Origin of the sequence: Microbacterium sp. BWR-S6Y (assembly GCF_041379845.1) — a bacterium.
Taxonomy (GTDB): domain Bacteria; phylum Actinomycetota; class Actinomycetes; order Actinomycetales; family Microbacteriaceae; genus Microbacterium; species Microbacterium hydrothermale.
Map to the genome: position 1 here is coordinate 435755 of NZ_JBFECV010000002.1, position 14757 is coordinate 450511.

General features: G+C 66.2%; 19 protein-coding genes. 8 read left to right on the plus strand and 11 right to left on the minus strand.

The features are described from left to right. The first annotated feature begins 4 nt into the window (after positions 1-4). The 5 genes from AB1K56_RS05975 to AB1K56_RS05995 all read left to right on the plus strand — a co-directional run bounded on the left by AB1K56_RS05975 (position 5) and on the right by AB1K56_RS05995 (position 4254). The gene (locus tag AB1K56_RS05975; RefSeq protein WP_070708718.1) at positions 5-868 is read left to right on the plus strand and encodes a DNA-3-methyladenine glycosylase; all 864 of its coding nucleotides are present in this window, start codon (positions 5-7) and stop codon (positions 866-868) included. Positions 869-871: 3 nt separating this feature from the next. Then, on the plus strand, positions 872-2320 hold the full coding sequence (gene cysS, locus AB1K56_RS05980) for a cysteine--tRNA ligase (RefSeq protein ID WP_070708717.1): 1449 nt from the start codon (positions 872-874) through the stop codon (positions 2318-2320). 126 nt (positions 2321-2446) lie between these two features. Beyond that, the gene (msrB, locus tag AB1K56_RS05985; protein WP_020625393.1) at positions 2447-2923 is read left to right on the plus strand and encodes a peptide-methionine (R)-S-oxide reductase MsrB; all 477 of its coding nucleotides are present in this window, start codon (positions 2447-2449) and stop codon (positions 2921-2923) included. Further along, positions 2920-3483, plus strand: coding sequence for a peptide-methionine (S)-S-oxide reductase MsrA (gene msrA, locus AB1K56_RS05990; protein ID WP_020625394.1), 564 nt, complete (start codon positions 2920-2922; stop codon positions 3481-3483). Before msrB ends, msrA begins: the two co-directional genes overlap by 4 nt. Before the next feature lie 84 nt (positions 3484-3567). Continuing rightward, the gene (locus tag AB1K56_RS05995; protein ID WP_240739669.1) at positions 3568-4254 is read left to right on the plus strand and encodes an RraA family protein; all 687 of its coding nucleotides are present in this window, start codon (positions 3568-3570) and stop codon (positions 4252-4254) included. Between the two features lie 2 nt (positions 4255-4256). Here AB1K56_RS05995 and AB1K56_RS06000 read toward each other — a convergent pair whose 3' ends face one another. After that, on the minus strand, positions 4257-5012 hold the full coding sequence (locus AB1K56_RS06000; protein ID WP_175987530.1) for a helix-turn-helix domain-containing protein: 756 nt from the start codon (positions 5010-5012) through the stop codon (positions 4257-4259). Continuing rightward, entirely contained in the window at positions 5009-5500 is a 492-nt protein-coding gene (locus AB1K56_RS06005) for a hypothetical protein (RefSeq protein WP_020625383.1), read from the minus strand. Before AB1K56_RS06005 ends, AB1K56_RS06000 begins: the two co-directional genes overlap by 4 nt. A 400-nt stretch (positions 5501-5900) precedes the next feature. On the opposite strand from AB1K56_RS06005, the gene AB1K56_RS06010 reads away from it, so the two are divergent. Next, a complete protein-coding gene (locus AB1K56_RS06010) occupies positions 5901-6539 on the plus strand; it encodes a TetR/AcrR family transcriptional regulator (RefSeq protein ID WP_043279902.1) in 639 nt (212 codons plus the stop codon). Here the strand turns inward: AB1K56_RS06010 and AB1K56_RS06015 are convergent. From AB1K56_RS06015 to AB1K56_RS06025, 3 genes are all read right to left on the minus strand, one after another. Then, a complete protein-coding gene (locus AB1K56_RS06015) occupies positions 6509-6796 on the minus strand; it encodes a DUF6510 family protein (RefSeq protein ID WP_043279909.1) in 288 nt (95 codons plus the stop codon). The genes AB1K56_RS06010 and AB1K56_RS06015 overlap by 31 nt on opposite strands. Then, positions 6796-7449, minus strand: coding sequence for an FAD-binding oxidoreductase (locus tag AB1K56_RS06020; RefSeq protein WP_371204942.1), 654 nt, complete (start codon positions 7447-7449; stop codon positions 6796-6798). Before AB1K56_RS06020 ends, AB1K56_RS06015 begins: the two co-directional genes overlap by 1 nt. Before the next feature lie 104 nt (positions 7450-7553). Continuing rightward, on the minus strand, positions 7554-8147 hold the full coding sequence (locus tag AB1K56_RS06025) for a molybdopterin-dependent oxidoreductase (RefSeq protein WP_067115756.1): 594 nt from the start codon (positions 8145-8147) through the stop codon (positions 7554-7556). Positions 8148-8362: 215 nt separating this feature from the next. Here AB1K56_RS06025 and moaA point away from each other — a divergent pair, with 215 nt between their 5' ends. Together moaA and AB1K56_RS06035 are read left to right on the plus strand one after the other, a co-directional pair. Then, a complete protein-coding gene (gene moaA / locus AB1K56_RS06030; RefSeq protein WP_043279905.1) occupies positions 8363-9421 on the plus strand; it encodes a GTP 3',8-cyclase MoaA in 1059 nt (352 codons plus the stop codon). 2 nt (positions 9422-9423) lie between these two features. Next, positions 9424-9660, plus strand: a complete 237-nt coding sequence (locus AB1K56_RS06035; protein WP_020625377.1) for a MoaD/ThiS family protein — start codon at positions 9424-9426, stop codon at positions 9658-9660. A gap of 122 nt (positions 9661-9782) precedes the next feature. On the opposite strand, the gene AB1K56_RS06040 is transcribed toward AB1K56_RS06035, so the two are convergent. The 6 genes from AB1K56_RS06040 to AB1K56_RS06065 all read right to left on the minus strand — a co-directional run bounded on the left by AB1K56_RS06040 (position 9783) and on the right by AB1K56_RS06065 (position 14750). Continuing rightward, entirely contained in the window at positions 9783-10163 is a 381-nt protein-coding gene (locus tag AB1K56_RS06040) for a hypothetical protein (RefSeq protein ID WP_070709081.1), read from the minus strand. A gap of 256 nt (positions 10164-10419) precedes the next feature. Further along, positions 10420-10923, minus strand: coding sequence for a redoxin domain-containing protein (locus AB1K56_RS06045; protein ID WP_020624684.1), 504 nt, complete (start codon positions 10921-10923; stop codon positions 10420-10422). Positions 10924-11107: 184 nt separating this feature from the next. Continuing rightward, a complete protein-coding gene (locus AB1K56_RS06050; protein WP_020628091.1) occupies positions 11108-11521 on the minus strand; it encodes a molybdenum cofactor biosynthesis protein MoaE in 414 nt (137 codons plus the stop codon). Then, positions 11514-12470, minus strand: a complete 957-nt coding sequence (moaCB, locus tag AB1K56_RS06055; protein WP_043282516.1) for a bifunctional molybdenum cofactor biosynthesis protein MoaC/MoaB — start codon at positions 12468-12470, stop codon at positions 11514-11516. Before moaCB ends, AB1K56_RS06050 begins: the two co-directional genes overlap by 8 nt. Further along, positions 12467-13729 (minus strand): gephyrin-like molybdotransferase Glp, encoded by a 1263-nt coding sequence (gene glp, locus AB1K56_RS06060; protein WP_308302087.1) that lies wholly within the window; start codon positions 13727-13729, stop codon positions 12467-12469. Before glp ends, moaCB begins: the two co-directional genes overlap by 4 nt. Next, positions 13659-14750, minus strand: a complete 1092-nt coding sequence (locus AB1K56_RS06065) for a ThiF family adenylyltransferase (protein WP_070709080.1) — start codon at positions 14748-14750, stop codon at positions 13659-13661. The genes glp and AB1K56_RS06065 overlap by 71 nt, the downstream gene beginning before the upstream one ends. Positions 14751-14757: the final 7 nt, after the last annotated feature.

Genomic DNA, 14757 nt, shown 5'->3' on the forward strand with positions numbered 1-14757 from the left:
CACCATGGCGCAGCACACCCTCTCGGTCCCAGTGCTCGGGCCGTGGTCGTTGCGCACCAGCAAGCGGTTCTGGGAAGAGTTCACCCCTACCGCGATCGAGTCCGGCGGCGACCCGGACGTCCTCTCCGCACGCTTTGTGAGCGAGCACGACTGGACGTCCGTATCCGCCCACGTCACCCAGAGCGGGGAGAGCGCCCAGATCGGTCTGTCCGGCCCGGGCGATCTGACCGCAGCCGCCGAGCAGGTGCGGCGCTTCCTCTCTCTCGATGTGGACGCGCGGGAATGGCCGGCCGTCGGCGATCGCGACCCGATCGTCGCCACCGCCCAAAGGGCGCTCCCCGGATATCGCCCGTGCGGCTTCCATTCCCCGTACGAAGCCGCAGCCTGGTGCGTCTTGTCGCAGCGCACCCGCGTCCCGGTCGCTGCCCGACTCCGCCGCGACCTTATCGTCGCGCACGGCAACGACGGGGTGTTTCCCGCGCCCGATGCGCTCATCCGCGCCATCGACGCCGAAGAACTAGACCTACCCGGTCGGAAGCCAGAGTATCTCCGAGCTGTCGCAGAGGCCGCACTCACCGGGCTGCTCAACGGTCCTCGGCTCCGAACGATGCCCGAAGAATCGGCTCGCCGCGACCTGCTCACGGTGACAGGCATCGGCCCGTTCGCCACGGACCTCATCCTTATCCGCGGCGCCAACGCCCAGGACATCCTTCCGCGCGCGGAACGCCGCCTCTACGCCGAGATCTCCTACCAGTACGGGCCCGACTCGGTGCTCGAGGAGGTCGCGGAACGCTGGCGCCCCTTCCGCTCCTGGGCCGCCGTCCACCTCCGTGCGCTCCGAGAGCAGCGCACCCGTGAGATGGGCTGATCGATGACGTTACGGCTCTTCGATAGTGGAACGTCATCGCTACGCACGTTCGCGCCCCTGCGACCGGGCCACGTCGGCATCTATCTGTGCGGTCCGACTGTTCAGGCTCCGCCGCACGTCGGTCATCTCCGATCCGCAGTGGTCTTCGACCAGCTGCGACGATGGCTCCAGATCGGCCACGAGCTCGACGTGACCCTGGTGCGAAACATCACCGACCTGGACGACAAGATTCTTGCCGCGAGCCAGACGGCGGGCGTTCCATGGTGGGCGTGGGCGGCTCGTCATGAGAGGGCGTTCGCCGACGCTTATCGCAAGATCGGTATCTTGCCGCCGACGATCGAGCCGCGCGCGACAGGGCACACCGCCGAGATGCTTACCTTCATCGACCGGCTGATCGCCCGGGGCCACGCGTACCGAGCGGGAGGGGAAGCGGGGGACGTCTACTTCGACGTCTCATCATGGCCCGGCTACGGGTCTTTGACCTCACAGGAGCACGGCACTCTCCGCGGAGACGAACATACCGATCAGGCAACAGAGAAACGTGACCCTCGCGACTTCGCGCTCTGGAAGTCGGCTCCCCCGGACGCGGGGGCCAGCGAGGAGATCGTTGCTCCTGCGGCATGGGCTTCGCCTTACGGGCCGGGACGCCCCGGATGGCATCTGAGCTGTTCGACAATGATTCTCCGCTACCTGGGAGAGAGCTTCGACATCCACGGTGGCGGGCTCGACCTGCGCTTTCCTCATCATGAGAACGAACAGGCGCAGTCCCGTGCCGCCGGATACGGATTCGCGCGCTACTGGATGCACAACGGCTGGGTCACGTCCGGCGGCGACAAGATCAGCAAATCCCTCGGCAACGCGACACCCCTCGACGAGCTACTGCAGCACATGCGTCCTCTCGACCTGCGCTACTACCTCGGATCGGCCCACTATCGGTCGAACCTGGAACTGACCGACTCCGCCCTGCGATCCGCCGCGGCGGCGATGCGCAGGATCGAAGACTTCATCACCCGGAGCGCCAACCACTCGAGGCGCGCGGCGGACGCGGACATGCTGCCGGTCGCATTCCGAAACGCCTTGGATGACGACCTCAACATCCCCATGGCACTCGCGGTCCTCCATGACGAAGTCAGGCGGGGCAACACCGCCCTCGCCCAGCACGACGCGCGGACCGGTGCCGACACGCTGGATGCGGTGCTCGCCATGACTGACGTCCTCGGCATCAACCCGCGCGACAGCCCGTGGGACGAATCAACGGCCACACCCCCGCGCGCCGAGCGCGCACTGGAGGCCCTGATCGCACAGGCGCTCGACCAGCGAGCCCAGGCACGTGCGGCCGGAGACTTCCGCACTGCAGACCGTATCCGTGACGAACTCGACGCCGCCGGGATCGTGCTCAACGACAGCCAGTCAGGTACGACATGGGGCTTCACCGAAGGCCATACCTCATAGCCCGGAACAACAACAGGAGGATTCTTGAAGTCACAGCCCACTCCCAGGCTCACGGGACCAAACCGCGTCACCCCGGCGTTATCAACAGTGACGCCGCAGCCAGCGGCGCCGAACAAGGAGGACATCGTGTCGCACGACTACAGCAAGACTTCTGAGGCCCTGAGCCGCCTCAACGACCAGCAGTACCGCGTCACCCAGAAGGACGGCACCGAGCCGGCCTTCCGCAACGAGTACTGGGACAACCACGAGGACGGCCTGTACGTGGACGTCGTCTCCGGACAGCCGCTGTTCTCATCCACCGACAAGTACGACAGCGGAACCGGATGGCCCAGCTTCACCAAGCCGGTCGTCGCTGACGCCGTTCACACGAAGACGGACCGATCCCTCTGGATGCCCCGCACCGAGGTCCGCTCTACCGGGGCGGACAGCCACCTCGGGCACGTCTTCGACGACGGCCCCGCGAACGCCGGCGGCCTGCGCTACTGCATGAACTCCGCCGCGCTGCGGTTCATCCCCGTCTCCGACCTGGAGGCCGAGGGGTATGGAGAGTTCCGCTCACTGTTCGAGACCACCACCACGACCACGAAGGAGCACGCATCATGACCAGTGGAATTCACGACACCGGAGAGGTCACCCGCACACCCGGCACCGAGACGGCCGTCCTGGCCGGCGGCTGCTTCTGGGGCGTGGACGAGCTCATCCGCAAGCAGCCGGGCGTGATCAGCACCCGCGCCGGATACACCGGCGGGCAGAACGATCACGCCACCTACCGCAACCACCCCGGCCACGCCGAGGCCGTGGAGATCGTCTTCGACCCATCGAAGACGACGTACCGGGACATCCTGGCGTTCTTCTTCCAGATCCACGACCCGTCGACCCTGAACCGTCAGGGCAACGACATCGGCACCAGCTACCGGTCGGCGATCTTCCCGCTCACCCCCGAGCAGGAGCAGGTCGCCAAGGAGACGATCGCCGACGTCGATGCCTCCGGTCTGTGGCCAGGATCGGCTGTCACCACGATCGAGCCCGCCGGCCCGTTCTGGGAGGCCGAGCCTGAGCACCAGGACTACCTCCAGCGGTATCCGAACGGCTACAACTGCCACTACCCTCGTGCCGGCTGGGTCCTGCCCCGCCGCATCCAGGCGACCGAGGCTTCCGTCTGACCATGTCCACGTGGGGGCGTGCCACCGCTGAGCCGGTGGCACGCCCCCGCGTCATCAGTGACGGAGGAATGATGCGGAACGACCGTGAACGAAGATGAAGACAACGCGGTGGAGCGACGTCGCGCAGCGTCAGCCGCAGTCCTCACATGCGCAGACCTGACCGATGCGCTCGGCCGGAAGCACCGTCACCGCGCCCATATCACCGGGCTCGTCAGCCCGGCACCCGAACGCATCCTGTTCGGGCGCGTCGCGACGATCTCCTTCTTCCCGACCTGCCACGCCATACTTGACCCGGAGGAATACACCTTCGGACGGCTGTTCCACCAGGCCGTCGACGGATCACCAGCCAATCCCGGCAACACGGTCCTCGTGATGGCCAGCAACGGCCACAGCTCGACGTCTCTCGCCGGTGGAACGAAGCTCTCCCGTGCGACCAACGTCGGCCTCGCCGGCGTCCTAACTGACGGACGCCTTCGCGACTTCGACGAACTGGCCGCGGAACCGTTCGCCGCATGGTGCTCGGGAGAGGCCGTCGCCTGGGGTGGAGCAGTGGTCACGCCGTTTCAGGCAAATATTCCCGTCGTCATCGAAGGAGTGGGCATCTATCCGGGCCAGTACATCTTCTGCGACTCATCGGGAGCCGTCGTCATCCCCGACAGCGACATCGACGAAGTGCTTGAGACCGCCCATCAGGTCCGTGCCGACGACAGCGCGTCCCGTGACCTGATCGCGCGGGAAGGTCGCAACGAAGGCTTGACGCGCGAGCGGTGACCTCACGGTCCCGGTGGTGTGGTGTTGTTGCGCCATTGGCGGGGTGTGGTGCCGAATTCTTCGCGGAAGATGCGGCTGAAGTGGCTGGCGGAGACGAATCCGTGCTGTTGGGCGAGGATGCCGATGGGGACGTCGATGGTGGCCGGTGCGGTCAGGGCGTCGCGGACGCGACGCAGGCGCTGGGACTGGATCAGCTGCGCGAGCCTGATGTCCGCGCGGGACATCTCTGCGTAGAGCAGACGCTCGGACACGTGCAGGTCCTTCGCGATCCGGGCGGCTCCGAGACCGGGGTCGGTGAGGTTGTCGAGCACGTAGGTGACGATCTGCTCGGCCAGCGGATACCGGGTCGTGGCGCGGTCGGGAGTGAGGGCGCTGAGCAGGGTGACTTTCAGCAGGTCGGCGACGGGCGCGAACACGTCCACCTCGTCGCGAAGGCTGAGTTTGGAGTCCATCACGCCCCCGAGCACGGACCGCAGCAGCGCCGCCAGCGAGGTCCGCTCCTGCAGGTCCACACCCGAGACCTCAGCGACCTGATCCGCCGTCAACCCCACCACACCCAACGGCACCTCGACAATCATGCGATCGGCATCCTCGGTGGGCATCGCGCTCTCCACCGTCGAGCGGGGGACAACGACGATGCTCCCGGGGGTCAGCTCGGTGTCCCGCCCCTGCAGCGACAGGACCGAGGCGTTCCGACGCTGGTAGATGACTAACAGGTAGTCCTCGCTGCGACCACGGGGAGAGCTGACCGTCGTCACAGGACTGCTTCCTCGATCAGCTCATAGATGTTCGCCCGGCGGAGGTCGCTGGCGTGAAAGACGAGCCCGTCGCCCCGGTGCGGTGGCTGCTCCGCGACATGCCGCACGCACGCGGCGGCGAGATCTCGCTCGGTCGGCGACATCACCACGACTCCAATCACGGTCGTGTCCGCGCCGACGAGATTGGTGGCGCTCCTGCTCACCTCACCGACTACGCCCGTCGCCAACCTGTGTACTCGGGCCCGAGACATCGTGCCGGCACCGTCGAACGCCACCACCACCGTTCCGGGCCGAACGATGTGCAGCGCGGCGGTCACCTCATGCTCGATACGCGAGGCCAACGCCCGTCGAGCCCGGATGCCCAGGCCCCTACGAAACCGATAGGCCGCCACGACCAGGCGCTCGTCCTCAGCCACCCGCTCCGCAAGAGGCGAGGGAACGAGCATCAGAAACTCTTGCGCGTCACCGAGCTTGACCGGCAGGTCCACCGAACGCCCCTCTCCTGCGGAGCGCGCAACGTTCTCGACGGGCGCGCGTGGGCAGCCGCACCGAGCCCTCGGCTCGGACTTTCTCGCGCACACGGAAGATCCGTGAGCCGCGTGGCTTCCCGCACATCATGACCACTAGCCTACGACGACAGAAAAGGACTCGCCAGACCAAAGTATGAGCGGGACGTCGATTGACGAGAGGTGTCGCAGGTCTGAAAAGCAGGACGCTTGGATCGCCATAGGTGTTTCGGATCGACTTGGATAAGGACTCCGAGGTCCATTATTGTGAAGGTGTGAGATGCGAGCGTCCCGCTCCGCTGGACTTCACTGGGCCGGCCGGGCTGGCATCGCGTGACGGACGACTTCGAGTCCTGCGGACGGAGGAGACTACCCTGGAGGCGTGACTGCCGACGGAACGAGTGCGCGCCGGTTGACGCCGAAAGGGGCGGCAACGAGGGCGCGTATCGTCGACGCAGCGAACCAGTTGATGTATGAGCGAGGCGTTGCGGCGACGACCCTCGCCGACGTCCGAGCCGCCAGCGCGACATCGAAGTCTCAGGTTTATCAGCACTTCGCCGACAAGGACGCACTCGTGAAGGAAGTCATCGAGACCCGGGCGGAGGACGTCCTGACGCAGCAGCGCCGGCGCCTTCGACGCGTGGAATCCCTACGCGGGTTCGAGCTGTGGCGGGATGAACTCGTCGAACGCAACGCGCTACGCGACGGCGCGTACGGGTGCCCGCTCGGGTCTCTGGCGAACGAGATCGCAGACCACAATGAGGATGCCCGCCGGGCGATCGCTGCCCACTTCGATGATTGGCTGGAGATGCTGATCGATGCCGTGGAGAGGCTGAAGACACGCAGCGTGTTGCGCAGCGATGCGGACTCGCGAGCGCTTGCCATTGGGCTGCTATCGGCACTGCAGGGAGGTTATCTTCTGGCGAAGGCGAGTCGAGATGTTTATCCGATGCGTGCCGCTCTCGACATGGCTATCGCACAGCTCAGGGCCTACGCGACTGAGACCGACTCCTCAGCCTGATCCCGCCTCATCGCGAACGCGGTCATCCCCGCGAAGCTGAGGAAGAGGCGTTCACCGGCGTCGATGATCGTCGCCAGCACGTGGCTGCACGTCTTGCAGCGTACGACCAGCCCCGGGGCGTCCGGATACACGATTGCCTCGCCAAGGGGCGCGACGCGCCCGCAGCCTCCGCACCGTCCTTCGATCATCGTTGCATCGGGCACGAGAAAATCCGCGAGAGTCCCGGCGAGGATGTTCCCGTCGAGGTGGCTGGTCATCATAGGCCTCCGAATCGTTCGGTGAGGATGTCTTGCGGCGCATGGCCGAGCTTCACGAGCCACGGCGCGACGGCTTCGACGAAGCCTGTCGAACCGCACACGAAAATGCGTGGGCGGTCTTCCGGAGGGAGCGTCCGCGCCGCGATAGTCGACTCTGTGAGCCGTCCGACCGGATCTTGCCACCCAGCTGGCGCTCGTCGCGTGTACACGAGGTCGATCGCGAACGACCCGTCCGACAGCTCGAGGAACTCCTGGTGGAAGTAGACGTCCTCCGGGGTGCGCACCGAGTACAGCAGCCGGAACGGAACGGGATCGGATGCGGCCGCATGAGACGCCGCCATCGCGTAGAGGGGCACGACACCTGACCCGCCGGCGATGAGCTGCACGGGGCGCTGGCTCTGTCCCGGGCGCCAGAGGAAGAACGATCCCAGCGGTCCGTGGACCTCGAGCTGGTCACCGACGCGCAGTTCACGGACGAGGAACGGAGACACCTCGCCATCGGGCAGCTCATCGACCGCAAGGACGATCGTTCCGCCCGTCTCGGAGGATGCGATCGAATACGAACGTGTCGCCTGGTAGCCGTCCGGAGCGGTCAGTCGCAGATCGAGATGGCTGCCCGCCTCGCTCCCCGGCCACCCCGGGACATCGAGCACCAGCCGAACCGCAGTCGGCGTCTCTGGACGCACCTCCGAAACCGTGGCGACGAACCACGACGGCCTCACGCGGGGGCGAAGCGGAGCGAGCCGGGTCTGCTCCATCACCAGTAGCGTTCTTCCTTCCACGGATCACCGTAGATGTGATAGCCGCTCTGCTCCCAGAACCCAGGGTCGTTCGTCGGCATCATCGTCAATGCCCGGACCCACTTCGCGCTCTTCCAGAAGTACAGATGCGGGATCAGGAGACGTGCCGGCCCGCCGTGTTCTGCGTCGAGCGGTGCGCCTTCGGCCTCGGTCGCGATCCAGGCCTTGCCATCCAGGAGATCCTCAAGCGGCACATTCGTGGTGTAGCCGCCGTAGGAGTGCGCCATGACGTAGTCATGGGATGTCTCGACGTTCTCGAACAGCTTGTCCAGGCTCACCCCGCGCCAGGCCATGTCGAGCTTGGACCAGTGCGTGACGCAGTGGATGTCGACCGTGATGTCCTCGGCACCGAGCGCCAGGAACTGCTCCCAGTTCCAGTGATGCTCGGTACCGGTTTCATCGAGGATGGCGAAATCCCACGTCTCGGTATCGACATAGGGGGTGGGACCGGCGGTGAGCACCGGCCAGTTGTCGAACAGCGTCTGTCCCGGAGGGAGCTGATCATCGGGTCCACGCCGGCGTCCCGCGAATCCGCGAGTAGTGAACGACATACATCGCCCCTTCCGTCTTCTCTGGCTGTACACCACCGACGATATTGCGGGAGCTCTCTCGCTGATCGCCTGGTCCTGCGCGGAACTTGCCCATGACTGCAGGTGATGAGTCCCCGGCGTGAAAACGGGCCACTGTGCCGACCACACTGTGGAACAGGACGCCCCACCGGGCGACCTCGCCCCCCCCCGCAAGCATCGAGAAGAAGTCTGTGACCATGTGCCCTGTTGCGCTCGGCATGCCGACCGTTCGCCATCGCGCGCGCTCGACGGTCGGCCGACCCGAGACACCGTTTCTCGTGGACAGGTTCGGGCGCATCGCGCGAGACCTGCGCGTATCGATCACAAGCGCCTGCTCACTGCGTTGCACATACTGCATGCCGGCGGAAGGCCTGCCCATCGTCCCTCGCGGGGAGTTGCTGACTCCGGAAGAGATCGCGCGTCTGGTCACCATAGCCGTCCACGATCTCGGAGTCCGTGAGGTGCGCTTTACCGGCGGCGAGCCGCTTACGCGACCTGATCTGGTCGAGATCGTGCGCCAGACGACGACAGCCGTGCCCGGCCTGCCGGTGTCGATGACGACCAATGGGATCGGCCTCGACCGCAAGGCGCCGCAGCTTGTGGAGGCTGGACTGACGCGGATCAACGTGTCGCTGGACACGATCGACCGCGAGCATTTCGCCGCTGTCACCCGACGCGATCGCCTGCCTGCCGTGCTCAGGGGGATCGAGGCGGCACAGCACGCAGGGCTCAGCCCGATCAAGATCAACGCGGTGGCGCTGCGCGAGACCCTCGCGGATGCGCCCGACCTGCTGGCGTGGGCGCTTGCCAACGGCGTGCGGTTGCGGTTCATCGAACAGATGCCGCTGGATGCAGATCAGACATGGCGCAGAGACCACCTCGTCTCCGCCGAAGAACTTCTGTCTGTGCTCGGACGCCGATACCGGCTGACCCCGGCCGGGCGTGAAGACCCGTCCGCTCCCGCAGAGGAGTGGCTCGTCGACGGAGGCCCGGCCACCGTCGGCATCATCGGGTCCGTCACACGCAGCTTCTGCGACGCGTGCGACCGAACCAGGCTGACAGCCGAAGGCTCGGTACGTTCCTGTCTGTTCGGAGACGACGAGACAGACCTGCGCACGATGCTGCGAAGTGGAGCAGACGATGCCGCTATCGCCGACGCCTGGCGGGCGACGATGTGGGACAAACAGGCTGGGCACGGGATGGAAGAGAAGAGCTTTCGTCGACCGGCCCGTTCCATGGGAGCGATCGGAGGCTGACGATGTCACGCATACTCGTCCGATACTTCGCAGCCGCCGCTGAAGCGGCTGGCTGCGAAGAAGAGCACGTCGAGGCGACGACCCTCGGAGAGGCGAAGGACGCGCTCCTCACAGCTCACCCGGCACTCGAGCCGGTGATCGCAAAGGGGACATTCCTCGTCGACGGCATCGCCTCACGCGATCCCGCGCGACCGGTCTCCGCGCAGGTGGACGTGCTGCCCCCGTTCTCCGGCGGCTGAGCCAAACCACAAGCGGCTGAGGTCCGATCCACCGCGGGGGTCCACGTGTCGTGAACTGCATTCGTCTCCTGCGCTGCCATCCTCTTACGTGAGACGACCGCGGTGCTGCCCAGATCCTTGTCTCAGCAGGAATCGAAGTACAAGCGTTGGGGATGCATGCTGTCGCTCACCTCGTACACGGCATCGGATGATTCGCGTGGAATGTCCTCGCGCATGTAGCGGAGATGCCGTTCATGGGTGTCTGGGTGCGCCGGCTCACCGCCGTCGAGGAAGACGGTGAAGTGCCACGCCGAGCGCAGGCTAGAGCGCAGCAGTGACCAACCGTCGACAATCAGCATCCTGTCCTCAGGCGCGGCAGCGAGCTCGCTCTCAGGTCCGTTGTGGCGGAACATGCGCAGTATGGTTCGGACGGCGTCATCGTCCGTGAACGGGGCCGCGCTGAGACGAGTCGCGTGACGTCCCACTGCACGCAGCGCTGCCGCCAGGGCGTCGGCGAAGTGCATGCGGGCTGCAGCGTCCACGCCGTCGATGGCGACGAGTATCCGGCCGCGTGGGTTTCTGCTGAGGACCTCCTGAGCGAGCTCCTCCCAGACGGCTGTCCCAGTGGCACCTGAGGCGTTCGGAGACGAGGTCAACGTCGCTTCTCCGGCGGAACGATCAAGAGAGGATGTGTCTGCATCCTGTTCTGGTTGCGCACATCCTTGCCGACTGCTCTCGCAGCGGTCTGCATCCGCGCTCTCGAGATGGCATCGATGGTTTTCATCGGTCTGCCCGCTTCCGATTCGCATCCGCATGCTGAGGCAACTCCCGGATGAGTTCGAGGACATCGTCGGGAACGAGTTGTCCCAACGTTCCGCAGGAGTACACGCTGATCACGACCGTCCCATCGGGATCCAGCACGAATCCGGTCGTCTGCAACTGCGGCGGGTCCACGGTGACGAACGCTCCGGTCGCGGCCGCGATCTGCCCCACATCGGTGCTGTGTCCGATCGGAAAAGTCAGCCCATAGCGCGCCACGAGCTCCGCGGTTATCGGCTCCTCGTCCGCAGTCACCGCGACGACAGCGATACCCGCGGCGGACAAGCGTCGTAGGCCGCGCTGGAACGCACGCAGCTGCTCCACGCAAGGCCGGCAGCCTGCCCCGCGAGAGAAGAGAACCACGCCGTACTGCCCGGCGAATACGGCCGGGATCGTTCGGCGTGTGCCTCCCACCTCGACCAGCTCGAGGGCGGGGAACGCATCACCACCACGCAGCAACGACATCAGAGGCTCGCAAGAACGGTCCGAGCGGCCGCATCGGTGGGTGCGACGCGGGCGGCTTCTGACGGGGGAAGTCGGTTGCCATGAAAGTTGTGTGCTTCAGTCTCAATGCCAGTCATCTGGCGCCTCTTTCCTCGGTGATTGCACCATCGTTCACCCGGCGGGTTCGCTAGGTCGTGCGGTGTATCTACAACCCCACCCACTCCGATCTGCCGTCGGTGAAGTGCTGGTGCTTCCAGATCGGAACCTCTGCCTTGATCGCGTCGACGAGGTTCCCGCAGACGGCGAACGCCTCTGCCCGGTGCGGGGCGGCGACGACCGTGACCAGTGCGACGTCGCCGATCTCGAGGTGACCGATGCGGTGAGCGGCGACGACATCGCAGTCCGTGGTTTGAGCGATCCTCGTGCACACGTCGATGAGGATTCGTTCCGCGTCGGGGTGCGCCTCGTAGTCGAGAGAGCCGACGTCCTCTCCGTGATCATGGTCGCGCACGATGCCTTCGAAGGTGACCACCGCCCCGTTCTTCCTACTGCGTATCCGTGTTTCCAGCTGCGTCTTGTCCAGCGGAGCAGCGGTGACGAAACCGATCGGGTCAGGCATGTCCGCCGCCGGCCAGCTGGTCGTGCAGGTGTGGCAAGAGCGGCTCCAGTGCGATGAGGCCGTCTTCCACGCCGCGTGGCGATCCAGGCAGGTTGATGACGATCGTGCGTCCGGCGATCCCTGCAAGCGCCCTGCTGAGCGAGGCTGTCGGCGTCGCCGCGCGGCCCGCTGCACGGATGGCCTCGGCGATGCCGGGAAGTGCTCTCTCGATCACCGCGCTCGTCGCCTCGGGGGTGCGGTCCTCGGGATGCACCCCGGTGCCGCCGGTCGTGACGATCAATACCGGCTCGCTGGTGAGAGCATCCGTGAGCGCCTGATAGATATCCGCGTCAGCGACAACGACGGGCTCGTCTGGCTGATACCCGTGGTCGCGAAGCCAGCCTGCGATTGCCGGACCGGTGAGATCCTCGCGCGTACCGGCCGCGGTGCTCGTTGAGGAGACGATCACGACCGCCTGTCCGTGGTCTGCGGGCACGGATGCGCCTGCAACCCAGTGCCCGCGCTTTCCTCCGGTCTTCTCGATGAGGTGGATGTCTCCGAGCACGGCGGCCGGATCGACGGACTTGATCATGTCGTGCAGAGCGAGACCGGCGATGGCGACGGCGGTGAGGGCTTCCATCTCGGCCCCAGTCTTCGCCGTCGCTGCGACCGTGGCCCGGATCTCCACCGATGAGGTGCTGAGCTCGAAGTCCACGGTGACGGACTCCAGGGGCAATGTGTGCGCGAGGGGTACAAGTTCGCTGGTGCGCTTGGCGCCCTGGATGCCCGCGACCCGCGCTGTCGGGAGCGCGTCTGCTTTGCGCAGCTGGTTGGCGGCGAGCAGTTCCAGCACCGCCGGTGTCGTGTCGAGGCGGCCGGTCGCGATCGCCGTGCGCCGAGTGATCGCCTTCCCGCCGATGTCGATCATCCGCGATCGGCCGTGATCGTCGAGGTGCGGCAGTTCGTTCATAGATTCCAGGTCTCCACGCGTGTCCCGATGTCGAGGGTGACGGCATCGATCGGGACATCGATGAGCATGTCGGATGCCGCCATGGCGGCGACAAGGTGCGAGGAAGGGCCGCCAACCGGTGCCACCCGGCCTCCAGGCAACCCCACACCACGGCGGAACTGCCGTTTCCCGGCGACAGAGGTGAGGGGCTCGGCCAGGGTCCGCGGCTCGGGCTGTCGCGCGTGCAGTCCTGCTGCCTCACGGAGGACCGGCTCGATGAAGAGCATGAACGACAGCTGCGCGGACACGGGATTGCCTGGGAAGCACACCATGGGAACGCCTTTGTAGATGGCAGTGGCTTGGGGGCCGCCCGGCTGCATCGCGAGAGTATCGACGTGCGCCCCGAGCGGCTCCAGAAGCTCCCTCACGACTTCGTAGTTGCCTGCCGAGATGCCCCCGCTGGTGAGCAAGATCTCGGCTCCCGCCGCACACGACGCGTCGAGAGCGCGCGCGAACGCGGCCGTGTCATCGACGACACGATGCTCATCGACCAAGAGGGCGTCGGCGGTTCGTACCGCTGCGGCGAGTGCGGGGCCGTTGGCGTCGTAGATCTGGCCGGGAGCCAGAAGCTCACCGGGAGCGGCCAGCTCGCTTCCGGTCGAGATCACTGCGACACGTACCTGTGAGCGAACGGGGACGGACGCCACTCCCGCAGCTGCGAGCGCCGCCAGGTGGCGAGGAGCGAGCCGGAATCCATCAGACAACAGAGGCTCACCGACCGCGAGGTCAGAGCCGGCTTCACGCACGAACTCTCCGACGTCCGGCTTCCGCGTGAACGTCACTGTCGTTCCCTGGACGGTGGCGTGTTCGACAGGGACGACCGCATCGGCGTCGTCGGGGATCGGCGCACCGGTCATGACCCGGACGGTATGGCCAGGGCGAAGCGGCCCAGGTGTGCCAGGAGCAGCGGGGATCGCACCGCGCAGCGGCAGACTGCTTGGCGTCCGCGCGAGGTCAACCGTACGGACGGCGAAGCCGTCCATCTGTGAGTTCCGGAACGGGGGCAGATCTATCGGAGTCCGTATGGGGTGGGCAAGCACCCGATCTAGCGCGTCAGACAGGGCGACCTGCTCGACGGGGCGCTGGCTCACGGCGTTCAGGAGGGTGCGGACTCGGGCCGTGTGCTCAGCGACCGATGTGCGGGGCATGTCAGTACCTGCTCGCCGTGGGGTCGATGCGGACAGCCCAGGCATCGATGCCTCCGGTGAGGTGCCGCACATCGGAGAATCCGAGTTGGAGGAGCTGATCGAGCGCTTGGCGTGAGCGTGTGCCGCGGTGGCAGTACAGCACGATGGGGTGACCGGTGTCGAGTTCTGGTGCCCGGCGAGGGAGTTCGGTCAAGGGGATCAGCACGTTTCCCGGGATCGCTGCGATGTCGGCCTCCCACGGTTCGCGTACGTCGATCAGCAGCGGCGGGAAGGAAGCTGTGAGCAGGTCGCGCAGTTCCTCGGGCGAGACGGCGTTCTGATCGTCGGATGACAGCGGAGTGGTCTCGATGTTCTGCGCTGCGGCACGGGCGGACTCGTCGCGCCGGTAGGCGATCTCGCGGGTGCGGCCGGTGCGTGCGTCGTACGCGGCGACCCGGCCGATCAACGGCTCTCCGATGCCGGTGAGGAGCTTGAGTGCCTCGGTCGCCATGAACGCCCCGATGACGGCGCATACGCTCGGCAGCACGCCGATCATGTCGCAGGTGTCCGCACTGGAGTCCGGACCATGCGGGAACAAGTCGCGGTAGTCGGTGCCTCTGGCATCCCATGCCACGCCTGCTTGGCCGGCGTACCCCAGTGCTGACCCCCACACGAGCGGAATGCCGCGTTCGGCAGCAACACGGTCTGCCAGCATCACTGTTGCCGGGTTGTCGCTGGCATCGACGAGCACGTCCACACCGTGCAGCAGACCCTCGGCTGTCACGGCGTCGAAACGCCCCTCGACGGCGCGGAGCTCAGCATCAGGAGCGAGCGACGCGAGCCTTATGGTGGCTGAGACCGCTTTGCTGCGACCGATGTCGCCGGGCGTGTGCATCGTCTGCCGGTGCAGGTTCGATTCGGCGACAGTGTCGTCATCGACGATCGTGAGGCTGCCGACGCCTGCGGCAGCAAGGACCGGCAACAGGGTGCTGGCCAGCCCACCCGCGCCGATCACGAGCACATGCGCTCTCGAAAGACGCTCCTGAGCGGGAACGCCGAAGCCCGTGAGGACGCGCTGCCTCTGAAAGGTCGGAGAGAGCGGATTGACCGGCATGCCTTCA